The 23,280-nt window shown below is 67.6% G+C and carries 21 protein-coding genes; 14 read left to right on the top strand and 7 right to left on the bottom strand.

The genetic code is table 11. The annotated features are described in order from the left end of the window. Positions 1-15: 15 nt before the first annotated feature. Positions 16-1,623 carry a carboxyl transferase domain-containing protein gene (locus BLA15945_RS31105; protein ID WP_174994181.1) on the bottom strand — a complete coding sequence of 536 codons (1,608 nt, stop codon included), beginning with the start codon at positions 1,621-1,623 and terminating at the stop codon, positions 16-18. Between the two features lie 31 nt (positions 1,624-1,654). Further along, positions 1,655-2,836 (bottom strand): isovaleryl-CoA dehydrogenase, encoded by a 1,182-nt coding sequence (locus tag BLA15945_RS31110; RefSeq protein ID WP_174994182.1) that lies wholly within the window; start codon positions 2,834-2,836, stop codon positions 1,655-1,657. Between the two features lie 170 nt (positions 2,837-3,006). Between BLA15945_RS31110 and BLA15945_RS31115 the strand changes: the two genes are divergently transcribed. Beyond that, a complete protein-coding gene (locus BLA15945_RS31115) occupies positions 3,007-3,753 on the top strand; it encodes a TetR/AcrR family transcriptional regulator (RefSeq protein ID WP_174994183.1) in 747 nt (248 codons plus the stop codon). A 66-nt stretch (positions 3,754-3,819) separates the two neighbouring features. On the opposite strand, the gene BLA15945_RS31120 is transcribed toward BLA15945_RS31115, so the two are convergent. After that, positions 3,820-4,308 carry a MarR family winged helix-turn-helix transcriptional regulator gene (locus BLA15945_RS31120; protein ID WP_059240903.1) on the bottom strand — a complete coding sequence of 163 codons (489 nt, stop codon included), beginning with the start codon at positions 4,306-4,308 and terminating at the stop codon, positions 3,820-3,822. Between the two features lie 198 nt (positions 4,309-4,506). On the opposite strand from BLA15945_RS31120, the gene BLA15945_RS31125 reads away from it, so the two are divergent. The 5 genes from BLA15945_RS31125 (at position 4,507) to BLA15945_RS31145 (ending at position 10,346) form a co-directional block, all read left to right on the top strand. Beyond that, entirely contained in the window at positions 4,507-5,586 is a 1,080-nt protein-coding gene (locus tag BLA15945_RS31125; RefSeq protein ID WP_174994212.1) for an aromatic ring-hydroxylating oxygenase subunit alpha, read from the top strand. Continuing rightward, positions 5,583-6,548 carry a PDR/VanB family oxidoreductase gene (locus tag BLA15945_RS31130; protein ID WP_059238995.1) on the top strand — a complete coding sequence of 322 codons (966 nt, stop codon included), beginning with the start codon at positions 5,583-5,585 and terminating at the stop codon, positions 6,546-6,548. The genes BLA15945_RS31125 and BLA15945_RS31130 overlap by 4 nt, the downstream gene beginning before the upstream one ends. 48 nt (positions 6,549-6,596) lie before the next feature. Further along, entirely contained in the window at positions 6,597-7,655 is a 1,059-nt protein-coding gene (locus BLA15945_RS31135) for an aromatic ring-hydroxylating dioxygenase subunit alpha (protein WP_174994184.1), read from the top strand. A gap of 156 nt (positions 7,656-7,811) precedes the next feature. Then, entirely contained in the window at positions 7,812-9,149 is a 1,338-nt protein-coding gene (locus tag BLA15945_RS31140) for an MFS transporter (protein ID WP_174994185.1), read from the top strand. 102 nt (positions 9,150-9,251) lie between these two features. Next, positions 9,252-10,346 carry a porin gene (locus BLA15945_RS31145; RefSeq protein WP_174994186.1) on the top strand — a complete coding sequence of 365 codons (1,095 nt, stop codon included), beginning with the start codon at positions 9,252-9,254 and terminating at the stop codon, positions 10,344-10,346. A gap of 21 nt (positions 10,347-10,367) precedes the next feature. On the opposite strand, the gene BLA15945_RS31150 is transcribed toward BLA15945_RS31145, so the two are convergent. Then, positions 10,368-10,814, bottom strand: a complete 447-nt coding sequence (locus tag BLA15945_RS31150; protein ID WP_059238986.1) for a hypothetical protein — start codon at positions 10,812-10,814, stop codon at positions 10,368-10,370. Between the two features lie 398 nt (positions 10,815-11,212). Between BLA15945_RS31150 and BLA15945_RS31155 the strand changes: the two genes are divergently transcribed. The 5 genes from BLA15945_RS31155 (at position 11,213) to BLA15945_RS31175 (ending at position 17,171) form a co-directional block, all read left to right on the top strand. Beyond that, complete coding sequence (locus BLA15945_RS31155; protein WP_174994187.1) at positions 11,213-13,381, top strand: TonB-dependent siderophore receptor; 2,169 nt, start codon at positions 11,213-11,215, stop codon at positions 13,379-13,381. 252 nt (positions 13,382-13,633) lie between these two features. Continuing rightward, positions 13,634-14,425, top strand: coding sequence for a thiosulfate dehydrogenase (tetH, locus tag BLA15945_RS31160; protein ID WP_174994188.1), 792 nt, complete (start codon positions 13,634-13,636; stop codon positions 14,423-14,425). After that, positions 14,422-15,495, top strand: a complete 1,074-nt coding sequence (locus BLA15945_RS31165) for a substrate-binding domain-containing protein (RefSeq protein WP_233464342.1) — start codon at positions 14,422-14,424, stop codon at positions 15,493-15,495. Before tetH ends, BLA15945_RS31165 begins: the two co-directional genes overlap by 4 nt. 51 nt (positions 15,496-15,546) lie before the next feature. Continuing rightward, entirely contained in the window at positions 15,547-16,233 is a 687-nt protein-coding gene (locus BLA15945_RS31170; protein ID WP_059238980.1) for a c-type cytochrome, read from the top strand. Next, positions 16,230-17,171: a c-type cytochrome gene (locus BLA15945_RS31175; protein WP_174994189.1), complete on the top strand. Its 942-nt coding sequence runs from the start codon at positions 16,230-16,232 to the stop codon at positions 17,169-17,171. The genes BLA15945_RS31170 and BLA15945_RS31175 overlap by 4 nt, the downstream gene beginning before the upstream one ends. A gap of 43 nt (positions 17,172-17,214) precedes the next feature. On the opposite strand, the gene BLA15945_RS31180 is transcribed toward BLA15945_RS31175, so the two are convergent. From BLA15945_RS31180 to BLA15945_RS31190, 3 genes are all read right to left on the bottom strand, one after another. Next, positions 17,215-19,140, bottom strand: coding sequence for an NHL repeat-containing protein (locus tag BLA15945_RS31180; protein WP_059238976.1), 1,926 nt, complete (start codon positions 19,138-19,140; stop codon positions 17,215-17,217). A 270-nt stretch (positions 19,141-19,410) separates the two neighbouring features. Then, a complete protein-coding gene (locus BLA15945_RS31185; protein ID WP_174994190.1) occupies positions 19,411-19,656 on the bottom strand; it encodes a hypothetical protein in 246 nt (81 codons plus the stop codon). Positions 19,657-19,744: 88 nt separating this feature from the next. Beyond that, entirely contained in the window at positions 19,745-20,938 is a 1,194-nt protein-coding gene (locus BLA15945_RS31190) for a porin (protein ID WP_174994191.1), read from the bottom strand. A 305-nt stretch (positions 20,939-21,243) separates the two neighbouring features. Between BLA15945_RS31190 and BLA15945_RS31195 the strand changes: the two genes are divergently transcribed. The 3 genes from BLA15945_RS31195 (at position 21,244) to BLA15945_RS31205 (ending at position 23,257) form a co-directional block, all read left to right on the top strand. Next, on the top strand, positions 21,244-21,876 hold the full coding sequence (locus BLA15945_RS31195) for a LysE family translocator (RefSeq protein WP_059238971.1): 633 nt from the start codon (positions 21,244-21,246) through the stop codon (positions 21,874-21,876). A 12-nt stretch (positions 21,877-21,888) separates the two neighbouring features. Further along, a complete protein-coding gene (locus BLA15945_RS31200) occupies positions 21,889-22,425 on the top strand; it encodes a GNAT family N-acetyltransferase (RefSeq protein WP_059238970.1) in 537 nt (178 codons plus the stop codon). A gap of 97 nt (positions 22,426-22,522) precedes the next feature. Beyond that, on the top strand, positions 22,523-23,257 hold the full coding sequence (locus BLA15945_RS31205; RefSeq protein WP_059238968.1) for a metallophosphoesterase family protein: 735 nt from the start codon (positions 22,523-22,525) through the stop codon (positions 23,255-23,257). The last annotated feature ends 23 nt before the right edge of the window (positions 23,258-23,280 follow it).

Consider the following 23,280-nt stretch of genomic DNA (forward strand, 5'->3'; position numbering starts at 1 on the left):
CAGCCCTCCCGGCCGTTACATGCGGAACACGCCGAAGCGCGTCTCTTCGATCGGCGCGTTCATCGACGCGGCGAGGCCGAGGCCCAGCACGTCGCGCGTCTGCGCGGGGTCGATCACGCCGTCGTCCCACAGCCGCGCGCTCGCGTAATACGGATGGCCCTGGCGCTCGTACTGGTCGCGAATCGGCTGCTTGAACGCTTCCTCTTCGTCGGTCGACCACGAACCGCCCTTCGCCTCGATGCCGTCGCGGCGCACGGTGGCGAGCACCGACGCCGCCTGCTCGCCGCCCATCACCGAGATGCGCGCGTTCGGCCACATCCACAGGAAACGCGGGGCGAATGCGCGGCCGCACATCCCGTAGTTGCCGGCGCCGAACGAGCCGCCGATGATCACCGTGAACTTCGGCACCTTCGCGTTCGACACGGCCGTCACCATCTTCGCGCCGTGCCGCGCGATGCCTTCGTTCTCGTACTTGCGCCCGACCATGAAGCCCGTGATGTTCTGCAGGAACACGAGCGGGATCTTGCGCTGGCAGCACAGCTCGATGAAATGCGCGCCCTTCACGGCCGATTCGGAGAACAGGATGCCGTTGTTCGCGACGATCCCGACCGGATGGCCCCAGATGTGCGCGAAGCCCGTGACGAGCGTCGTGCCGTAGCGCGCCTTGAACTCGTCGAACTCGGAATCGTCGACGATGCGCGCGATCACCTCGCGCACGTCGAACGGCTTGCGCGTATCGACCGGAATCACGCCGTACAGGCTCTTCGCGTCGTAGCGCGGCAGCTTCGGCTCGCGCAGCGCGACCGGCGACGCGATCTTCGGCGCGAGATGATCGACGATGTTGCGCGCGATCGACAGCGCATGCGCATCGTTCTGCGCGAGATGGTCGGCCACGCCCGACAGGCGCGTGTGCACGTCGCCGCCGCCGAGATCCTCGGCGCTCACTTCCTCGCCGGTCGCGGCCTTCACGAGCGGCGGCCCGCCGAGGAAAATCGTGCCCTGTTCCTTCACGATGATCGACTCGTCGCTCATCGCCGGCACGTAGGCGCCGCCGGCCGTGCACGAGCCCATCACGACGGCGATCTGCGCGATCCCCGCCGCCGACATCGTCGCCTGGTTGAAGAAGATGCGGCCGAAGTGGTCGCGATCGGGAAACACGTCGTCCTGGTTCGGCAGGTTCGCGCCGCCCGAATCGACGAGGTACACGCACGGCAGCCAGTTTTCCGCGGCGATTTCCTGCGCACGCACGTGCTTCTTCACGGTGACCGGGTAGTAGGTGCCGCCCTTGACCGTCGCGTCGTTGCACACGATCACGCATTCGCGGCCGGCAATGCGGCCGATCCCGGTGATGACGCCCGCGCCCGGCGCGTCGTCGTTGTACATGCCGTTCGCCGCGAGCTGCGAGAACTCGAGGAACGGTGCGCCCGGATCGAGCAGTTGCGCGATACGGTCGCGCGGCAGCAGCTTGCCGCGCGACAGATGCTTGTCGCGCGCGGCCTGGCCGCCGCCCTGCGCAAGCTGTTCGATCTTCGCGCGCAGGTCGGCGACGACCGCCTCGAGCGCGGCGGCATTCGTGCGGAAGTCTTCCGAACGCGGGTTCAGTTTCGATTCGATGATCGGCATCAACGGGGCTCCGTACGCGTGACGTGGGGCGTTACATCGTTTCCGCGAACAGCTCGCGGCCGATCAGCATCCGGCGGATCTCGCTCGTGCCGGCGCCGATCTCGTACAGCTTCGCATCGCGCCACAGGCGCCCGACCGGGTATTCGTTGATGTAGCCGTTGCCGCCGAGGATCTGGATCGCCTCGCCGGCCATCCACGTCGCCTTCTCGGCCGTGTAGAGGATCACGCCCGCGCAATCCTTGCGCACCTGGCGAATGTGGTCGCTGCCCGCCGAGTCGAGATGGCGGCCGACCGCGTACAGGTACGCGCGGCACGCCTGGAACGTGGTGTACATGTCGGCGACCTTGCCCTGGATCAGCTGGAATTCACCGATCGACTGGCCGAACTGCTTGCGGTCGTGGATATACGGCACGACCGCATCGAGGCACGCGGCCATGATGCCCGTCGGGCCGCCCGACAGCACCGCGCGCTCGTAGTCGAGGCCGCTCATCAGCACCTTCACGCCGCCGTTCAACTGGCCGAGGATGTTCTCTTCCGGCACTTCGACGTCCTGGAACACCAGCTCGCCCGTGTGCGAGCCGCGCATGCCCAGCTTGTCGAGCTTCTGCGCGACCGAGAAGCCCTTCATCCCCTTCTCGACGATGAACGCGGTGATGCCGCGCGAATTGGCTTCGACATCCGTCTTCGCGTAGACGACAAGCGTGTCGCAATCGGGGCCGTTGGTGATCCACATCTTCGTGCCGTTCAGCACGTAGCGGTCGCCGCGCTTGTCGGCACGCAGCTTCATGCTGACGACGTCGGAACCGGCGTTCGGCTCGCTCATCGCGAGTGCGCCGATGTGTTCGCCCGACACGAGCTTCGGCAGGTATTGCTGTTTCTGCGCTTCGGTGCCGTTGCGGTGGATCTGGTTCACGCACAGGTTCGAGTGCGCACCGTACGACAGGCCGATCGACGCCGACGCGCGCGAGATCTCTTCCATCGCGACCATGTGCGCGGTGTAGCCCATGTTCGCGCCGCCGTATTCCTCGGCGACCGTCATGCCGAGCACGCCGAGATCGCCGAACTTCTTCCACAGATCCATCGGAAACTGGTCGGTGCGGTCGACCTCCGCCGCGCGCGGCGTGATTTCCTTCGCCGCAAACGTCGCGACGGCGTCGCGCAGCATCTCGATGTCTTCACCGAGCATGAATTGCACGCCGGGCAGGTTGATCATGTCTCCTCCGTCTCCAGAAAGTGTGTCGCACTCACCGATTTCTGAGTTTCGCTCAAATCGAATGAATGCACCGATTCATTGACCAATACAGCGGAAATTTTGCACAGTTTCGCGCCTCGTCGGGTTCGTCGTCAATAGTTTTTTGAGTGACACTCAGATATCATGCGGGCATGACAGCCGCTACCGCCGACACCATGACCGACACCGTCAAAGCCGACCGCGCCGACGCGCCGCGCGCGCCCGCCGGGCGCAAGTCCCAGCAGCGCGTGCAGGACATTCTGCGCGCCGGCCGCGAAGTGTTCGCTGAAAAGGGTTACGAGCATGCGACGGCTGCCGAGATCGCGCAGCGCGTGGGCGTGTCGGAGGCGACGGTGTTCAGCTACTTCCGTGGCAAGCGCGAGCTGTGCGCACGCGTGATCGCGGATTGGTACGACGAAATCATCGCCGCGTTCGAGCACGGGATGCCGCAGGAGGCGTCGGTGCAGCAGCAGTTCGCGTTCATCGTGCGCACCCACCTGCGGTTGATGCTGGTGAACGGCACGGGGCTGTGCGCGCTGGTGCTGTCGGAAGGCCGCGCGAAGCAGCATGCGCTGAGCGACGAGCTGACCGCGCTGCAGCGCCGCTACACGGCGCCGCTGATGGACGTGCTCGCGCGCGGCCAGGCGGCCGGGCAGGTTCGGGCGGACCTGCCGCTGAGCCTGCTGCGCTCGATGGTGTTCGGGCCGATCGAGCACGTGCTGTGGGATGCGATTCTCGGGCACCGCAAGCTCGACACGGAAACGACGGCCGCGCAGCTGATCGACATGCTGTGGGCCGCCGTGCAGCCGCCGGCGCCGGAGCAGGCGGCGCTCGTGCGCTTCAGGAATGAAGTGGCCGAAGCGATGCGACGGCTGGAAGGCGAAAGCACGCGCGCTTGACGCACGGCGGGCAGCACGCCCGCCGCCCCGCCGCCGCTTTCCGCTGTCGCGCGGGGCTCGGGGCCGCTACGACTCCTCGCTCACGCGCAGCGGCGCGCGGCTCTGCTCGTTGTTCAAATGGACGAACTTGCGCAACAGGCGCACCAGTTCCTGCGAATCGTCCTCTCCCATCCCGTCGAACAGGCCGGCGCGCAGCTCCTTCACTGACGGAATCAGGTGCGTGAGCAGTTCGACGCCCGCCGGCGTCAGCAACAAGCGGCGCTGACGTCGTGGCAGCACTTCGCGCACGATCAATCCTTTCGCTTCGAGCCGGACCGCGAGATCCGCGGTCGTCGACGTATCGAGCGCCACCCGCTGCGCGAGCGTCACCTGATCGAGCCCCGGGCACTCGTAGAGCATCCGCAGGACCGCGTACTGCACCGGCGTCACATCCCGGCCCAGCTTCTCGTAGAACATCGCAACCGCGATCTGGTGCGCGCGCCGGATCAGGTGCCCGGGCTCGTCGTACAGATCGAGCGGGAAAGCCGGCAAGTCGGCGGGATTCTTTTTTTCCATGTAGGTGTCGATGACATAGGCGGCGCACGCCGTTGCGCGCGCCGACGGCATGGCGCTGCCTCGCGCCATTTCCCGGGAAAACCAGTATACCGCTCGCCTTGCCCCAGCCAATCTCAATGAGTACACTGAATCTCATTCAGTACACGGAATGAAGAGATGCCGCGTACCGGCGGCATCGACCTGAAGGAGACGACGAACGTGTTTCTCAAGAATGCTTGGTACGTGGCGGGCACGCCCGATGAAATCGATGGCAAGCCGCTGGGCCGCAAGATCTGCAACGAGTCGATGGTGTTTTACCGCGCGGCGGACGGCCAGGTCGCCGCGCTCGAGGACTTCTGCCCGCACCGCGGCGCGCCGCTGTCGCTGGGATTCGTGCGCGACGGCGTGCTCGTGTGCGGCTATCACGGGCTGGAAATGGGCTGCAACGGCAAGGCGGCCGGCATGCCGGGCCAGCGCGTCGGCGGCTTCCCGCCGATTCGCAGCTTTCCGGCGGTCGAGCGGTACGGATTCATCTGGGTCTGGCCGGGCGAGGCGTCAGAAGCCGATCCGGCCACCCTGCCCGCGCTGGCGTGGGCCGAGGATCCGGCCTGGGCCCACGGCGGCGGCCTGTATCACATCCGTTGCGACTACCGGCTGATGATCGACAACCTGATGGACCTCACGCACGAAACCTACGTGCATGCGACCAGCATCGGCCAGAAGGAAATCGACGAAGCACCGCCGAAGACGACCAGCCACGGCAACGAAGTCGTCACGAGCCGCTTCATGGAGAACGTGATGCCGCCGCCGTTCTGGCAGATGGGGTTGCGCGGCAACGGGCTGGCCGACGACGTGCCGGTCGATCGCTGGCAGATCTGCCGCTTCACGCCGCCGAGCCACGTGATGATCGAAGTCGGCGTCGCGCATGCGGGCCACGGCGGCTACGACGCGCCGGCCGACCTGAAGGCATCGTCGATCGTGGTCGATTTCATCACGCCGGAGACGGACACCTCGATCTGGTACTTCTGGGGGATGGCGCGCAATTTCCGGCCCGCCGATCACGCGCTGACCGCCGAGATCCGCGAAGGCCAGGGCAAGATCTTCGCCGAGGATCTCGAGATGCTCGAGCGCCAGCAGCTCAACCTGGAGAAGTGGCCCGACCGCAAGCTGCTCAAGCTCAACATCGACGCCGGCGGCGTGCTGTCGCGCAAGGTGATCGAGCGGCTGCTCGCCGACGAGAACACGGCGCGCCCGCAGCGGCCCGTGATCCCGGTTGTGCCAGTCCAGGAGGCGTCATGAGCGCCGCAACCTTGACGGTCCGGGTGGCCCGCAAGTGGCAGGAAGCGCGCGATATCTGCGGCTTCGAGTTCGTCAGCGACGACGGTTCGCCGCTGCCGCGCTTCGACGCCGGCGCCCATATCGACGTGCATCTGCCGGGTGGCTTCGTGCGCCAGTATTCGCTGTGCAACCACCCGGAGCACGACGATCGCTATCAGATCGCCGTGCTGCGCGATGCCGACGGTCGCGGCGGGTCGCGCGCCATTCACGACGCCGTCCGGCAAGGCGATACCGTGCGGATCGGCGTGCCGCGCAATCAATTCCCGCTCGCCCCCGACGCACCGCACCACCTGCTGCTCGCCGGCGGGATCGGCGTCACGCCGATCCTCAGCATGGCCGAACGGCTGTTCTCGTCGGGCATGCCGTTCGACATGCACTACTGCGCGCGTTCGACCGATCGCATGGCGTTCGTCGAGCGCATCAACGCAGCCGGGTTTCACGATCGCACCCGCTTCCACGTCGACGACGGCGACCCCGCGCAACGCTTCGACCTGGCCGCCGTGCTGGCCGCCATGCCGGAAGGCACGCACCTGTACGTATGCGGCCCGCGCGGCTTCATGGATGCGGTGCTGAACGCCGCGCGCGCGCGCCACTGGGCTGAAGCGCGGCTGCACTACGAGTTCTTCGGCGGCGCCGTCGCGTCGTCCGGCGCGGACCGTGCGTTCCAGGTCCGGATCGCGAGCAGCGGCAAGGTCATCGACGTGCCGGCCGAATGCACGGTCATCGCGGCGCTGGCGGCGAACGGCGTCGACGTGCTGACGTCGTGCGAGCAAGGCGTATGCGGCACCTGCGCGACGCGTGTGCTGCAAGGCGAGCCCGATCATCGCGACGCATATCTGACCGAAGAGGAACAGGCAGCCGGCGACCAGTTCATGCCGTGCTGTTCGCGAGCGCGCAGCGACCTGCTGGTACTCGATCTGTAGACGGACCGCCCGCCCCGCGGCGGCCAACCACAATACTGGAGACGATCAATGGAGCAACATGCCCGGCCACCGATCAGTACAACTCAATTCCCGGTCGACCGATGGTGGGTCGCCGCGCTGTCGTCCGAACTGACGGACAAGCCCGTCGCCCGCACGCTGCTCGGCCGCCCGGTCGTCCTGTTCCGGTTGCCGTCCGGGGAAATCGGTGCGCTGGAGGATCGCTGCTGCCACAAGTCGCTGCCGCTGTCGTGCGGCTCGCTCGAAGCACGTGGCCTGCGCTGCGGCTATCACGGCCTGCTGTTCGACCGCGGCGGCGCATGCGTGGAGATTCCCGGCCAGGACCGGATTCCGGCGAAAGCATGCGTGTCGTCGTATCCGGTGCACGAGCAGGACGCGATCGTGTGGATCTGGATCGGCGCCGACGCGCATGCGCAACCGACCTGCGCGCCGCCGCGCTACGCGTTCCACGCGGATCCGCACTATCGGTTCGGCGGCGGCAACTACCATTACGACGCGCCGTATCAACTGATTCACGACAACCTGATGGACCTCAGCCACCTCGGCTATGTCCATCTGAAAACGATCGGCGGCAACGCACCGTTGCACATGGGCGCGGACACCCGCGTCAGCAGCGACGGCGATACGGTGACGCTGGTGCGCCGGATGCCGGATTCCGACCCGCCGCCGACCTACACCGCCGCATGGCCGTTCGCGGGCCGCGTCGATCGCTGGCAGGAAATCGAGTTCCACGTGTCGCACATCCGGATCTGGACCGGCGCGATGGACGCCGGCACCGGCGACCTGCACGATCCGGCGCGCGGCGGCTTTCACATGCGCGGCTTCCACGGCATCACGCCCGAGACGGAAACGACGACGCACTACTTCTGGACCGTCGCGACCAATCCGCAACACGACGTGGAGCGCGTCGCGCAAACGGTCATCGCGCAATCCGCAGCGACGTTCGACGAAGACAAGATCGTGATCGAGGCGCAATACCGGAATCAGCTGCGCTTTCCGGACCGCCGCCAGATCGACATTCATGTCGACGCGGGCCCCAATCGCGCGCGGCGCGTGATCGAGCGGCTGCTGCAACCCGAACCCGCGTAAGCATCGCGCCGGTGCGCGAACGACGCCTGCCGGCCGCGACGGGTGTTCCCCCGGGGATGCCCGCCAGCCCGCGCATTCGGTTTGGTCCCATGCTCTACCGCCGGATTCGATTCCATCCAATTTGATTAGTCATACTATTTTTCAAGGATCTTTGACGTGAGCGCAAGTATCCGCAATACGATCGACGAATCCCCGATGAGCGCGTTCCAGACGATGGCGGTCACGGCCTGCGTCGTGCTGAACATGCTCGATGGCTTCGACGTGCTGTCCATCGCGTTTGCCGCGCCGCATCTGGCGGCCGAATGGAAACTGAGCGGCAAGGAGATCGGCCTGCTTCTGAGCGCCGGGCTGGCCGGCATGGGGATCGGCTCGGTGCTGATCGCGCCGCTGGCCGACCGTGTCGGCCGCCGCCGCATCATCCTGCTCTGCCTCGCCGTGATCTCGACCGGGATGTTCGCCTGCGCGGCCACGCACAGCACGCTGCAACTCGCCGTCGCGCGGGCGTACACGGGGCTCGGCATCGGCGGCATGCTGGCGAGCCTGACCGTCATCAGCGGCGAGTACGCGTCGAACAAATGGCGCAGCGCCGCGATCGGCATGCAGTCGACCGGCTACGCGATCGGCGCCACCGCAGGCGGCGTCATCGCCGGCTACCTGCTGTCGACGTGGGGATGGCGCAGCGTGTTCGCGTTCGGCGGCCTGCTGACCTTGCTGTCGATCCCGATGGTGCTCGCGCTGCTGCCGGAATCGCTCGACTTCCTGCTGGCAAGGCGCCCGGACAACGCGCTGCAGAAAATCAACCGCATCCTCGCGAGAATGAAGCGCACGCCGATCGACACGCTGCCGGCTTCGTCCATCGACATGGCGAGCCCCGCGTCGCGCTGGACAGCCGTGCTGCGCGCACCGCTCGCACACCGCACGATCGCGTTGTGGATCGCGTTCTTCCTCGTGATGGGCAGCTTCTACTTCGTCGTGAGCTGGACGCCGAAGCTGCTGGTCCAGGCCGGGCTGTCGGCATCGCAGGGCGTCACGGGCGGCGTACTGCTCAACCTCGGCGGCATTGCGGGCGCCTCGCTCTTCAGCCTGCTGTCGACACGGTTCGGCCTGCGCAACCTGCTCGGCGCAACACTGCTGCTCGGCGGCGCGCTGATGGTCGTGTTCGGCGCGAACACCGGCTCGCTCGGCATCGGGATGACCGTGGCGGTGTTCCTCGGCGCGGTGATCAATGCTTGCGTGGCCGGCATGTATGCGTTGTCGCCGACGCCGTACCCCGCCGAAATCCGCACGACCGGCATCGGCCTCGCGGTCGGCATCGGGCGCCTCGGCGCGATCCTGTCGCCGATGACGGTCGGTGCGCTGCTGGACGACGGCTGGTCCGTATCCCATCTCTATCTCGCGTTCCTCGTGCCGATGGCCGGCGCGGCGATCGCCGTCGCCGTGGCGGGCACGCGTGCCGCGGCACCGCGCCGGCAACGCGACCCGGCGATGTCGTAACGCGCGACGCCCGCAGTCTTGCCGATACCCGTCGGCATCCCGGATACGTCCGAAGCATCAAAAAAAACGATAAGCATATCTACATACTGTTTGGAGACAGCCATGAAAACGAAACTGGGCGTCGCACTCGCGACGGCGATGGCGCTGGCCGGACCGGCCTGCGCGCAAAGCAGCGTCACGCTGTACGGGATCATCGATACCGGCGTGTCCTACTACAACAACGCCGCGCACGGCGGAGCGTTCACGGGCATGCCGACGCTGACCGGCGAGCTGCCGTCACGGTGGGGGCTGAGAGGCACCGAGGATCTCGGCGGCGGCTACCAGGCCTTCTTCGTGCTCGAGAACGGTTTCCAGCCCGGCACCGGTGCGCTGAACTACGGCGGGCGCCTGTTCGGGCGACAGGCGAACGTCGGCGTGAACGGTCCGTTCGGCGCGCTGACCCTCGGCCGCCAGATGAACATGTCGATGATCGTGCTGACCAACGCCGACGTGATCGGCCCGTCGATTCACTCCATGGCGGATTTCGACTCCTATCTGCCGAACGCGCGCAGCGACAATGCGATCGGCTACAAGGGCACGTTCCACGGCGTGACGCTCGGCGCCACCTACAGCTTCGGCCGTGACGCGGCCGGGCCCGCGGGGCCGTCGGCGACGGGCTGCGCCGGACAGGTGCCCGGCGATATCGTCGCTTGCCGCCAATACACGGCGATGCTCGCGTACGACGCGAGCCATTTCGGGCTCGCCGCGTCGCACGACGTGATGCGCGGCGGCGGCGGTGCACTCGCGCCGTTGAACAATCCGGCGTACACCGACACGCGCGACATCGTCGCCGGCTACGTGAAGATCGGCCCCGCGAAACTGGGCGCCGGGTGGATCCGCCGCAACCTCGCGGCGGCCGAGCACCTGCAGGCCGATATCGTGTTCGCCGGCGGCACGTACTACGCGACGCCCTACCTCGCGCTCGATCTTCAGGGCGTCCGCTACCTGCAACGCCGCGAAAACAGCGAAAGCGGCACGAACGCCACGCTGCTGGTCGGCCGCGCGAACTATTTCCTGTCGAAGCGGACGACCGTCTATACGTCGGTGGGCTACATGTTCAACAGCACGCTGGCTGCGAACGCGGTCGCCGCCGGCGGGACAGTCGGTACCGGCATGAATCAGCTCGGCGTGATGGCCGGCATCCAGCAGAAGTTCTGAACGCCGGTCACCGCGCGCGGCTCAGTTGGCCAGTCGGCAATGCGACAGCTTCAACCCCGGCAGCACCGGCGCATCGATGTAGCCTTCGTTCACGCAGCTGAACCGGAACGCCGCCGACGTGACGAACGGCTTGATCTCGCCGCCGGGGAACTTCGGCTTCAGCGCATCCTGGTCGGCCACGTCGAAATGCGTGTCGAACTGCTCGCCGTCGGCCGTCAGCGCGCCGAAGTACGTGCCGCCCGGGTCGCCGCCCATCCGGATCACGGCGCCGACGAACGCGAGGCGCTTGCCGTCGTACTTCGTCTTCGCGGCGGCCATGTCTTGCGTGTAGGCCTCGATCACGGCGCTGTAATGCGCGTCGATCGCGGGTTCGGCGGCCGAAGCCGCACAAGCGGCCGGGTGAACGCCCGAAAGCAGCGTGCAGGCCGCGAGCGCGGCCGCCGCGAACGGCGCGGAAATCTTCGTCATGGGTGGTCTCCCGTCTAGCGTGGTGGTTGAAGTGATTGAAGCCCGGCGCTTGCGCCGGCTGAATTCGCTTCCGTTGCTCTAATCGTTCGAATGGCGGTACACGGCTGCGATCACTTCATCACCCGCAGGGTCGTGCGCGGTGCGTAGCGCCGCGCGAAACGCGACGTGACAGGAAGATGACATGGTGCGGCCCCCGGCTCTCTCGTAGATTTTCACTGCGTCTGATTTTGGCCGCTACGGTAGCAGACGGCCGACGGCCCGGCAACCAAGCGCCGCGCGCGGCCAGCTATCGCATTACAATTGCAAATGATTCTCATTACATATATCATGCGCAACCTGGCCGCAACACATCGCTACGGCCCGCGACACGATCCTTAGTACTCCTCCTGCCTCGATTCATGCCATCCCGTCGAACGCCCCGCCGTGCCCGGACCCTGCGCCCGTGGCGCACGAGCCTGCCTGCCCTGATCACCCTGTGCGTCGCGAGCGGCACGCATGCCGCCAACGCCGAGCCCGCTGCACCTGCGTCGACACCCGCGACGCCCGCCGAACACGAACTCCCGGCGATCAGCGTCAACGCATCGTCGGCCGTCGACCCGACGGTCGGCTATCAGCCGCGCACCACCGGCATCGCGGGCGGCGACGACCGCTCGCTGAAGGAGATTCCGCAATCGGTCGCGGTGGTCAGCAGCAGCGTGATGCAGGACCAGCAGGCGCGCTCGCTCGACGACGTGCTCGGCAACATCAGCGGCGTCACGCAGACGAACACGCTCGGCGGCACGCGCGACGCGTTCACCAAGCGCGGGTTCGGGTCGAACAACGACGGCTCGGTGCTCGTGGACGGCGTGCGCACGCCGGTGCTGCACAGCTATCTCGCGACGATCGATCGCGTCGAAGTGCTGAAAGGGCCGGCATCGCTGCTGTACGGCATGCAGGACCCGGGCGGCGTGATCAACCTCGTCACGCGCAAGCCGGAACACACGTTCGGCGGCTCGATCTCCGCGTCGCGCACGAGCCACGGCGGCGGCAGCGCGCAGTTCGACCTCACGGGCCCGCTCGGCAAGCCGGGCCAGGTCGCGGGCGGCACGCTCGCGTTCCGGCTGACCGGCGAATACGACACGAGCCGCTACTGGCGCAGCTTCGGCCGCGAACGCAACGCGCTGATCGCGCCTGCGCTGTCGTGGCACGACGCGGACACGTCGATCGACGTCAGCTACCAGTACGTCGACTACACGATGCCGTTCGATCGCGGCACCGTGCTCGTGAACGGCCGGCCCGACGATGCGCTGCGCTATCGCCGCTACGAGGAAGCGTGGTCGCAAAGCAGCGGCATCCAGGAAACGCTGCGCGCACGCATCGAGCACCGCTTCTCCGACGCGTGGCGCGTGCGCGCGACCTACGGCTGGGGCCGCGATCGCTATGACCAGTTCATCACCCGCGCCACCGCGTTCAACAGCAGGACCGGCGCGCTGACGCGCTCGTCCGATGCGAACCTCGGGCGCAACGACTCCGACCAGATCGCGACGCTCGGCCTGCTCGGCAACGTGACGCTCGCGGGGATGAACCACGCGATCTACATCGGCGGCGAATACGAGCGGCAGCGCAGCTTCCGCGGCGACACGATCCGCGGCAAGGCGACGACGGGCTTCAATCTCTACGATCCCGTGTACGGCCTGCTCGCGCCGGGCGGCACGCCGAACCCGAAGCAAAGCGATTCGCGCTCGGTCGTGCATGCGTATTCGACGATCGTGCAGGACTCGGTGAAGCTCACCGACCGCCTCACCGCGGTCGGCGGGCTGCGCTGGGAAAACTGGCAGCAGGAATCGGGGATGGGACGGCCGTTCGTGTTCGCCGACCGCTCTCGCGGCAGCGTCTGGCTGCCGCAGTTCGGGCTCGCGTATGCGCTCACGCCGGCGCTGACCGCCTACGCGAACGTGAGTCGCTCGTTCAAGCCGAACGTCGCGTCGAACGTCGCCGCGCCGCTCGCGCCGGAATACGGCCGCGTGCTCGAGGCCGGGCTGAAGTTCAGCCTGAAGCCCGCGATCACCGGCACGCTCGCGGTGTACCAGATCGACAAGCGCAACGTCGCGGTCACGGTCGGCGACATCACGTCGACGATCGGCACCGCGCGCTCGCGCGGGATCGAGCTCGACGTCGCCGGCCAGATCACGCGCCACCTGAGCGTGATCGGCAGCTACGCCTATACGAACGCGAACGATCGCGACAGCAACACGCCGCTCGTCAACGTCGCCCGCCACACGGGCAGCCTGTTCGCCGTGTACGACACGGCCATCGCGAACCTGCCGGGCCGCTGGCGCTTCGGCGGCGGTGCGCGCCTGGTCGGCGCACGCTCCGGCGACACCGCGAACAGCTTCACGCTGCCCGGCTACGTGACCGTCGACGCATTCGCCGCCTACGAAACGACGATCGGCAAATTCCCGACGCGCTTCCAGCTCAACGTGAAGAACCTGCTCGACAAGACCTACTACCCGTCGAGCAACAACAACCTGATCGTCGCGGTCGGCGAGCCGCGGCTCGTCACGCTGACGACGACGGTGTCGTTCTGACGCACCCGCGCGGCCGACACCGGCCAGCCGCATCCGTCGGCCGCGCCTCCCCCTCCGCCGTCACGCCGCCGCGCCACGCGGCGGCGCCCGCCTCCGGGTCAATCATCGGACCCTCGAATATCTCCCATCCGATATCGCGATTTCCGGTATCGATCGCACGCCTCTAGACTGGCTACGCCGTCGCGCCGCGGCGCTGCGCCGCCGCACGGCAATGCGACACGCCCCACAAAAAACGATTCCGGGAGATAAGCCATGTCCGACCGGCAGGCGCGCCGAGGCGCGCTCAAGACACTCGGCCTCGCGGCCGGTACTGCATTGCTCGCCGCCACGCGTCCCGCGCACGCCGCCGCACCCGACACCGGTGCGCTGCTGCCCGGCGGCGCCACGCACCTCGCCGACCTCACGCGCCGCCTCGCGGCCGCACCGAGGCGGCGCGACTTCAAGACGGTGCCGATGATCCTCGAACGCGCCGACCAGTGGGACCACGCAGCGCTCGCCGAACTGACCGGCTATCGCGGCGGCCCGAAGCAGGTATGGGACAACACCGACCTCGGCGGCCCGTGGCTGAACCTGATGCGCAATTCACTGAACGCGCAGATCTGGTCGTACCGGCATCCGGATTTCCTCGTCGTGTCGGCCACGCACGGCAGCGCGCATCTCGCGCTGTTCGACCAGGCCGCGTGGGACAAATACGGCCTCGCGAAATTCGCCGGCGCGGCCTTCCCGACCAACACGCTGCTCGACGCGAAACCCGCGCAATCGAAAGGCGCGCTGGATCATGAAGCGCCCGACGGCGCATTCTCGTCGCACGACAACAGCCTCGCCGCGCTGCAGCAGCGCGGTGTCGTGTTCCTGTCGTGCCACAACGCGATCTGGGAGCTCGCGGAGCGGCTCGACGGCGCGAACGCGAATCCCGACAAGCTGCCGCTCGACGCACTGGCGGCCGACCTGACCAACCACGTGATCCCGTCGGCGATCGTCACGCCGGGCGCGGTCGGCACGCTGCCCGAGCTGCAGCGAGCCGGTTTCACGTACGCGAAATGAGCACCGCGATGATCCCGATCCATACGAAACCGCAATCGCCATCGTCCTCGCGCCGCCGGCGCACGCTGCGCGCCGCGCTGGCCGCCTGGCTGTGCGGTGTATCGGCGCTCGCGCTCGCCGCACCCGCCGCCACCGACGCGACCGTCTTTCCGCCCTGGCAGGAAGGCCGCAACAATGATGCAATCCATCGCGGCCTCGAGTTCACGGTGCCGCAGGTCGACGTGCTCGCCGATTTCCACGGCGATCTCACCGCGCCGAAGCTCGTGCTGTACGTCGGCGGCAACTACTTCTTCGCGATGGCGCCGCTCGTCGCGAAGTTCGAGGAAGATCATCCCGAGTATCGCGGGCGCATCTACTGGGAAACGATCCCGCCCGGCCTGCTCGTGAAGCAGATTCACGCGGGCGGCACGATCACCGTCGGCAACATGACGTGGACGGTCAAGCCCGACGCGTATTTCGCGGGGCTCGGCAAGATCAACGGCCTGATCGCGGACGGCACGCTGGCCGGCCCGGCCGTGCCGTACGTGACGAACCAGCTGACGATCATGGTGCGCGCCGGCAATCCGAAACGCATTGCGTCGCTGAACGATCTCGCGCGGGCCGACGTGACGCTCGCGATGCCGAATCCGGCCTTCGAGGGCGTCGCGCGGCAGATCCGCGCGTCGCTCGTGAAAGCCGGCGGCGACGCGCTCGCGCGCACCGTCTACGACGACAAGGTGCGTGCCGGCACGACCGAGCTCACGCACATCCATCATCGGGAAACCGCGCTGTTCCTGATGCAGGCGCGCGCGGACGCGGGCGTGCTGTGGCAATCCGAAGCGGCGTTCCAGGAACAGGTCGGGCATCCGCTGATGCACATCAACATTCCGGCCGAGCAGAATACGACGGCGATCTACGCAGGTGCAATGGTGAAGGACGCGCCGCATCCGGAAGCCGCGCGCGCGTGGCTCGCGTTCATCCGGTCGCCGGAAGCGTTCACCATTTTCCAGCGCTACGGCTTCGGCCGATATGATGCGAACCAGCCGACGCCGCATCTCGCTCCGGAGCAGGACCCGCCCGCTGCAGGCTGACGGTCCGGCCGCCGTGCGGCGCGCACGCCACATACAACAAGGAGGGGATACGTGAACGATACGGTCGATACACCGCGACGCCGGTTCGCACCGCTGCTGCTCGCCGCGGCCGCGCTGCTGGCCGGCCACGCGCACGCGGACGATGCAACGCCCGGCAAGACGATCGCGACACAGGGCACGGCGACGGGCGCCGCCGCCTGCATCGGCTGCCACGGCAGCCAGGGCGAAGGCAACGCGGCGGCCGGCTTCCCGCGCCTCGCGGGCACGAACGCCGCGTATCTGTCCGCGCAGCTCGCCGCATTCGCGGACGGCAGCCGCCAGAACCCGGTCATGCAGCCGCTCTCGAAACTGCTGTCGGCGCACGAACGCGATGCGGTATCCGCGTACTTCGCGAGCCTGCCCGCGCCGGCCGGCGTCTTCACCCCCGACGATGCGTCGATCGATCCGGCGAACGCGGGCGCGTGGCTCGCCACGCGCGGGCGCTGGTCGCAGGGCCTGCCCGCGTGCGCGCAATGTCACGGCCCCGGCGGCCTCGGCGTGGGCACCGCGTTCCCGCCGCTCGCGGGCCAGCCGGCCGCCTACATCGCCGGCCAGTTGAACGGCTGGAAACACGGCACGCGGCCGCCCGGGCCAATGGGATTGATGCCGATGATCGCCGGCAAGCTGTCCGATGCCGACATCGACGCGGTGGCCGCCTACTATGCGCGCGGCGGCGCAGCACAAGGAGACAAGCGATGATCGACCGCACGATGCTGATCCGCCACGCCCGCGCGACGCTGCTCGGCGCGGCCTGGCTGCCCGCGCTCGCCTTCGCGGCGGCCCCGCAGGACGCACCGGCCGCCGCTTCCGCTCCGGCAATCGCCCCCGCCGCATCCGCGCCGGCGGCCAAATCGTTCACACCGCCGCCCGAATCGGCGATTCCGGCCGACGACTTCGGCAAGACCGTCAGGCTCGGCGAGCAGATCTTCCTGCATACGCCCGAGTTCGCGGGCAAGTACGTCGGCAACAAGCTGACCTGCGCGAGCTGCCACCTCGACGCCGGCCGCCGGCCCGACTCGAGCCCGATGTGGGCCGCGTACCTGCTGTATCCGGCGTACCGCGCCAAGAACGGCCACGTGAACACGTTCGCCGAGCGCCTGCAGGGGTGCTTCCGCTACAGCATGAACGGCAAGGCGCCGCCGGCCGGCGATCCGGTCCTCGTCGCGCTCGAAACGTATTCGTACTGGCTCGCGAAGGGCGCGCCGGTCGGCACGAAGCTGCCGGGCCAGGGTTTCCCGAAACTGCCGCCGCCCGCGCAGAAGGCCGACTACGCACGCGGCGCCGCCGTCTACACGCAGCACTGCGCGCTGTGCCACGGCGCCGACGGCCAGGGCCAGTCGAGCGGCGGCAAGCCGGCGTTCCCCGCGCTGTGGGGCGCACGCTCGTTCAACTGGGGCGCGGGAATGGGCGACATCCACAACGCAGCCGGCTTCATCAAGGCCAACATGCCGCTCGGGCTCGGCGGCACGCTGACCGACCAGGAAGCGTGGGACGTCGCGACCTTCATGGACAGCCACGAACGCCCGCAGGACCCGCGCTTCACGGGCTCCGTGCAGGACACGCGCGCGAAGTTCCACGATTCGCCCGACTCGATGTACGGGCGCAGCGTGAACGGCCGCGTGCTCGGCGCGCCATGACGTCCGGCCGCGCCGGTCGATGCGACCGACCCGGCCGGCGCGGTCACGGATGCCAGCGATACACGACGATGCTCGACCCGTTGTAGTTGTCCTTGGTGATCACGTACTCGCCGGTCGAGCGCAGGTACGCACGCACGCCGTACATCGAATCGACGTCGTTGCCGACGTCCATCGCCGACGTATTCGAATTCGTCAGCGTCGTGACGAGCGCGCCGGTGTTCAGGTCGAATATGTCGATGTTCGGCACCGTGTGCACGTAACCGACGAACAGGTAGTGGCCGGCCGCCGCGATCGATTTCGGGTTCGCGCTCGTCAGGTTGATCACCGGATTCGGCGCGCTCGTGTTGCCGTTCTTCCAGCCGTGATAGACCTCGATGTGCCCGTTCATCGCGGTCCAGTCCCAGTTGCCCGCGAGGCCCTGCGCGAGGATCATCGTGTCGCTGTCGGCCTGGTAGAGGATGCGCGCGACGGGCGCCACGCTGCCCGGCACGGGCGTCGTCGCCGGTTTGCCCCACGACGGCTTGCCGGTCGCGTCGAAGCCCGTCATCGGATAACGCGTGATCACGTTCGATCCGTTCAGCCCGGCCCACACGTCGCCGTTGCCGTCGATGTCGAAGCCGGCCGTCACCTGCAGCGTCGTGTTGAACGGCTTGCCGGGAAGCGAGCCGGCCGGAATCGCGATGTAGCCGCTCGCGTTGTTGAAGTAATAGAAGTTGAAGTTGCCCGGGTTCTGGCCCGACGCGACGAGGATCCGGTTGCCGCCGACGTTCACGAGCTGGCCGAAATGCTGGCCGCGCTGGTAGTCGTTCATGTCGAGGCGCGGGTCCTTCGGATAGGTGAACGGGTCGACCGTGTTCGCGACGAACGTGCCGCCCGCGGTGCCCGTATAGACGTTGTTGCCGCTGTAGAACAACGTGCCGTCGGTGACCGGGTCGGGCGCGGCGATCCCCTCGAAATTCAGCGCCTGCAGCTTCCATTGCAGCGCGCCCGTCGGGCTGTACGAATGAAGATCCGTGCTGCCGTTGCGGCCGAGATCCCAGCCGCCGCCCCACGCGTTGTTCAGCACGTACAGGTTGCCGCCCGAATCCTTGCCGAGCGCGGCGACGCGCGTGAAGCGCTTGTCGCCGACCTGCCCCTTGATGCCCGTCGTCGTGTCGAGATAGCCGCCCTGCACGCCGAACGTGCCGACCTGCGCCGGCAGCCCGGGAAGCCCGCCGTAGACCTTGATGTTCATGTCGGGCCCCTGGTCGCCCACCATCAGCTGGCCCGTCGACGCATCGAAGTACAGCGACCCCGGCCGCGCGCCGGCCGCCATCTGGAGCGTGTTCATCGCCGTGCCGGTCGCGCTGAACTGCGCGACGACGCCCGCGCTCTTGCGTGCGACCCACAGGTTGCCGGCCGCGTCGAGCGCCAGCGCGCCGGGCCCCGATACGCCGATGTCGCGCTGCCATACGCCGTCGGTCGTATAGACGCGCACGCGGTTGCCGTAGAAGTCGCTCACGTACAGCAGGTTGCCGGCCGTCGCGAGGCCCGTGATCACGTCCGCATACTGGATGCCCGTCCACGTGCTGACCGGGATGCGCAGGTCGCGCTGGTTCGTGCTCCGGTTGTAGCGGCCTACCGAGCCGCTGCCGAACGTGCGGTTGTAGCCGAGCGCGACGAACAGCGATGTCGAGTTGCCGGTGATCGCACCGCCCTGGAATTCGTCGTGGATGCCGATCGTGCCGAGCGGCTGGCCGTTCTGGTAGAGCGCGACGCCGCCCGCGTTCTCGTCCCAGCGCGACGCCGTGTAGATCACGCCCTCCGGCGCGACCCACATCGAGCGCGCGCCGTTGCCCACGTGCGAGACCAGCGTGCCGTACGTGTTCGCGAGCCAGTCCGTCGAGTACTGCACCTGCGCGTGGCTCGCCGGCGCCAGCATCGCCATGCACATTCCCAGCAACGCCGCGCGGATTTGTTTCATTGACATGAATAATGCTCCCAGACGATCAATGGTCGACACTGTAAATCGCGGCGCATGAAATATTGGTGATTCCGGCAAAAGCGCATTCGCCGTTATCCCGAATTATTCACTCCGCGCCTTTTGCCGTCCGGCGCTTTTTCGTCAACGAAGGTCAACCCCGCGAAACCACGCCGCAACAGCGGCCGGGCGTACGATTTCGGTGCTTTTACCCGGCATTTTCTTCCGGGCCAGTCAATGCGAATACGTCATTTTTTCTGACATGACCGCATGACCATTTCATTCCCCGGAAATCGTTTCAATGATTACAAATCGAAATTGAAATGAAAGAGAAAAAATAATGCGCCGCGCAATCGCGTTGTCGCGACTTGCATACTGAAACGGGAGAGAAAGGAGGAGTGCGGCGGGGAACACCGCGCGCCGGTCATGCCGGCGCGCGGGTGCGATCGTTCGGTTCGCGTGGCCGGGCGCCGGGCCGTCCCGGGCGTCGGCGCATGTCGGCAGCGCATCGACGACGTCGATCACGCGGTGCCGGCAGGGCAGTCACGGGAGCATGCCTGCTACGGGACCCGCCTTGGCGGCGGGCCTCGTTGCGGTCGCAACGACCGTTACATCAGAACTTCTGGCGCAGCCCGAGGCTGACGATCGCCTGCGACCGCGAGTCCGACGAGTGGCCGTTCGCCTTGTCGGACACCGACGCAGTCGCGGCCACCGGCCGGCCGAGCGCGTCGAGCGTCATGCCCGATGCATGCTGGTACGCGCCGAGCAGGTACACGCTGGTGCGCTTCGACAGGTCGTAGACGGCGCCGAGCGTGACGTTGTGATATTGCGCACGATCGTCGACGCCGTCGACACTGCTGCCGCGCGTGTAGCTGTAGCCCGCGAACAGTTGCGTCTGCGGCTGCACGTTCCAGCGCGTGAACACGCCCGCGACGTTGAACGTCGCGTGACCGGCAAACAACGACTGGCCACCGCTGCGGTACTGCACGTTGCTGTAGTTCACGCCGACGATGGCCGGGCCGAAGTCGTACGTCGCGCCCGTCGCGATCACCTGCTGCGATTGCGCGCTCGCATAGCCTTCGTTGATCGACGAGTTGAAGAGGCCGTCATCGGTGCTCTGCCACTTGCCGGCCGTCGGGTCGGTCGCGCCCGTCTTGCTGTTGTCCGAGCGCTCGTAGCCGACGCCGACGCGCAGCGGGCCCGCCGCGTACGCCGCGCCCACACTCCACGTGTTGCGCTGCTTCATGCTGCCCGGCTGGCCGCCGAAGCCGTACAGCGCGCCGAACGTGAAGCCCGAGTAGTTCGCGCTCGTGTACTTGATCGAGCTGTCGACGCGCGCCGTCTGGTCGAGATCGTCGATGTCGCCCGGGTGTGCGCCGAAGCCGCCGATGAACGACGACGGGCCGACCGGGCTCACGAAATCGTCGAGCGACGTGTACTGACGGCCGAGCGTGATCGTGCCGTAGCGGTCGCTGCCGACGCCGACGAACGCCTGACGGCCGAACTGGCGGCCACCCTGGCCCGACGTGCCGTTCGTGATGTCGAAGCCGTTCTCGAGGACGAACAGCGCGCGCATCCCGCCGCCGAGATCCTCGGAACCCTTGATGCCCCAGCGGCTGCCGGACAGGTTGCCGGTCGTGAGCCCGACGCTCGAATGGCCGGTGTACGCGCCCGCCGAGCCGACCCGTTCGTTGCTGCGATAGGTCACGCCCGCGTCGACGATGCCGTACAGCGTAACGGAGCTTTGCGCGGCGGCGATACCCGCGAGCGAGAGCAGCAGCGGCGCTGCGATCAGTTGCTTGTTCATGGTTTTATGTCTCCGGGCGGTGAACCCGTTGTTCTGGCTGGCAGTTGCGAGTAGCGCGCACGGGCGCCGACATCCGCCGGCGGTGCGAGGCCGGCGGCGTCCGCGCGCGACGACGCGGCGGGCGTGCCCGCTGCGGCCGCCATGGTAGTTAGAACCGGTTCCTTTCCAAAGCGGAATAATGGCAACAGTTTTTTGTCAAAATCGAGATAGTCGATGCACGGCCGTCGCGGATGGCTGCCGCGTCTGTACAGCACGGGCCGGCGCCCCCGATAATCGAACGCGCACCTTCCATCGGGAGTTCCTTCATGCATGCAACGACTCTGCTGATCTTCGCCGCCGTCGCGTTCGTCGGCATCGCGACGCCCGGCCCGACCGTGCTGCTCGCGCTGACCAACGGCTCGCGCCATGGCGTGCGACGCGCGGCTTACGGTTTCGCGGGCGCGATGCTGTCCGACTTCGTGCTGATCGTCGCGGTCGCGCTCGGCCTCGGCGCGCTGCTGATGGCGTCGGCGTTCTGGTTCTCGGTGGTGAAGTGGCTCGGCGCCGCGTACCTCGCGTACGTCGGCATCCGGCTGCTGATGTCGAAGGGGTCGCTCGATGTCGCCGCCGCGCAAAACGGCACGGCAACCGAACGCAATGCGTCGATCTTCGCGAAGAGCCTCCTGACCGCGGTCACGAACCCGAAGGGCTACCTGTTCTTCTCCGCGTTCCTGCCGCAGTTCCTCGATCCGTCCGCGCCGCTCGCGCCGCAGTACGTCGCGCTCGCGGTCACGTTCGCGCTGCTCGACGGCGCGGTGATGTTCGGCTACGCGCTGCTCGGCGCACGCGCGGTGCGGTTGCTGAAGCGCTCGGGCGCACTGTGGCTCGACCGCACGTGCGGCGCGATGCTGCTCGCGCTCGCCGGTTCGCTGGCGCTGTACCGGCGTCATGCGGCATAGGAGCAGGTTCCGATGAAAATCGCCGCACCGCCCGGCGCCGGCTTCCCCGGCCTGTCGCTCCGGCAACTCGACCGCGCGGATCTCGACGCGTGGTACGCGTACCTGTCGAACCCCGACGTCTTCCACCACACGAGCTGGAACCTGCGCACACCCGACGATCTGCTGCCGCTGTTCGACAACATCGAATCGGCCGACCCGGATTCGATCCGGCGTCTCGCGATCGTCGATACCGCATCGGGCACGCTCGCCGGGACGATCGGGCTGCATACGGTGTCCACCGTGAACCGCTCGGCGGAGATTGCGTACGACCTCGCGCCATCGCACTGGGGGCGCGGCATCGCGAGCGCGGTGTGCGAAGCCGTCACCGCGTGGGCCTTCGCGAACGAAGGCTTCATGCGCATGCAGGCCGTCGTGCTGACCGGCAACGCGGGCTCCGCACGCGTGCTGCAGAAGTGCGGCTACCGCTACGAAGGGCTGTTGCGCGCCTACAAGATGGTGCGCGGCACGCCGGGCGATTTCGCGATGTACGCGCGGCTCGCGACCGACTGACGCGCCGTCCCTGGCATCGCGCGCCGATGCCGTGAAGCGATTGGACGGCCCGCGCCGAATTGGCGACAATCGCCGTTCCCCTCATCGACGCTCCGCCATGAAAATCGCCGCGCTGTCCGATATCCACGGCAACCTCGCCGCGCTCGACGCGGTGCTCGACGACGTCCGCCGCCGCGGCGCCGACGTGATCGTCAATCTCGGCGACATCGTGTCGGGCGCACTTCATCCGGCCGAAACGGCCGACCGCCTGATCGCGCTCGATCTGCCGACCGTCAAGGGCAATCACGAACGGCAGTTGCTTACCTACGATCGCGAAGCGATGCGGCTGTCCGATCGCTGGGCGCACGACACGCTGCGCGACGACCACCGCACGTGGATCGCCGCACTGCCCGAGCGCCTGGCGCTCGACGGCGACGTGCTGATGGTGCACGGCACGCCGGCCAGCGATCTCGTCTACTTCCTCGAAACGGTCACGCCCGACGGCTGCCGCGCGGCCACGCCCGATGAAGTCGCGCAGCGCGCGGGCAACGAAACGGCATCGCTGATCCTGTGCGGCCACACGCACGTACCGCGCACCGCGAAGCTCGACGACGGCCGGCTGATCGTCAATCCGGGCAGCGTCGGGCTGCAGGCATACGAGGACGACCTGCCGCATCCGCACCGCATCGAGACGGGCTCGCCGCATGCGCGCTACGCGATGGTGTCGCGCACGGCGGCCGGCTGGAACGTCGAATTCCATGCGGTCGAATACGACTGGCACACGGCCGCCGTCACCGCGGCCTCGCGCGGGCGCGACGACTGGACCGTCGCGCTGCGCACCGGCCGCTGCTGACACGCAAGCATCGCCCCGTCATC

It is taken from the genome of Burkholderia arboris (assembly GCF_902499125.1).
Taxonomy (GTDB): domain Bacteria; phylum Pseudomonadota; class Gammaproteobacteria; order Burkholderiales; family Burkholderiaceae; genus Burkholderia; species Burkholderia arboris.

Bases quoted from the DNA above. Each gene is read 5' to 3' on its own strand.
- BLA15945_RS31105 (WP_174994181.1), bottom strand. From the start codon at position 1,623: ATGCCGATCATCGAATCGAAACTGAACCCGCGTTCGGAAGACTTCCGC.
- BLA15945_RS31110 (WP_174994182.1), bottom strand. From the start codon at position 2,836: ATGATCAACCTGCCCGGCGTGCAATTCATGCTCGGTGAAGACATCGAG.
- BLA15945_RS31115 (WP_174994183.1), top strand. From the start codon at position 3,007: ATGACAGCCGCTACCGCCGACACCATGACCGACACCGTCAAAGCCGAC.
- BLA15945_RS31120 (WP_059240903.1), bottom strand. From the start codon at position 4,308: ATGGAAAAAAAGAATCCCGCCGACTTGCCGGCTTTCCCGCTCGATCTG.
- BLA15945_RS31130 (WP_059238995.1), top strand. From the start codon at position 5,583: ATGAGCGCCGCAACCTTGACGGTCCGGGTGGCCCGCAAGTGGCAGGAA.
- BLA15945_RS31135 (WP_174994184.1), top strand. From the start codon at position 6,597: ATGGAGCAACATGCCCGGCCACCGATCAGTACAACTCAATTCCCGGTC.
- BLA15945_RS31145 (WP_174994186.1), top strand. From the start codon at position 9,252: ATGAAAACGAAACTGGGCGTCGCACTCGCGACGGCGATGGCGCTGGCC.
- BLA15945_RS31150 (WP_059238986.1), bottom strand. From the start codon at position 10,814: ATGACGAAGATTTCCGCGCCGTTCGCGGCGGCCGCGCTCGCGGCCTGC.
- BLA15945_RS31155 (WP_174994187.1), top strand. From the start codon at position 11,213: ATGCCATCCCGTCGAACGCCCCGCCGTGCCCGGACCCTGCGCCCGTGG.
- tetH (WP_174994188.1), top strand. From the start codon at position 13,634: ATGTCCGACCGGCAGGCGCGCCGAGGCGCGCTCAAGACACTCGGCCTC.
- BLA15945_RS31165 (WP_233464342.1), top strand. From the start codon at position 14,422: ATGAGCACCGCGATGATCCCGATCCATACGAAACCGCAATCGCCATCG.
- BLA15945_RS31175 (WP_174994189.1), top strand. From the start codon at position 16,230: ATGATCGACCGCACGATGCTGATCCGCCACGCCCGCGCGACGCTGCTC.
- BLA15945_RS31180 (WP_059238976.1), bottom strand. From the start codon at position 19,140: ATGTCAATGAAACAAATCCGCGCGGCGTTGCTGGGAATGTGCATGGCG.
- BLA15945_RS31190 (WP_174994191.1), bottom strand. From the start codon at position 20,938: ATGAACAAGCAACTGATCGCAGCGCCGCTGCTGCTCTCGCTCGCGGGT.
- BLA15945_RS31195 (WP_059238971.1), top strand. From the start codon at position 21,244: ATGCATGCAACGACTCTGCTGATCTTCGCCGCCGTCGCGTTCGTCGGC.
- BLA15945_RS31200 (WP_059238970.1), top strand. From the start codon at position 21,889: ATGAAAATCGCCGCACCGCCCGGCGCCGGCTTCCCCGGCCTGTCGCTC.
- BLA15945_RS31205 (WP_059238968.1), top strand. From the start codon at position 22,523: ATGAAAATCGCCGCGCTGTCCGATATCCACGGCAACCTCGCCGCGCTC.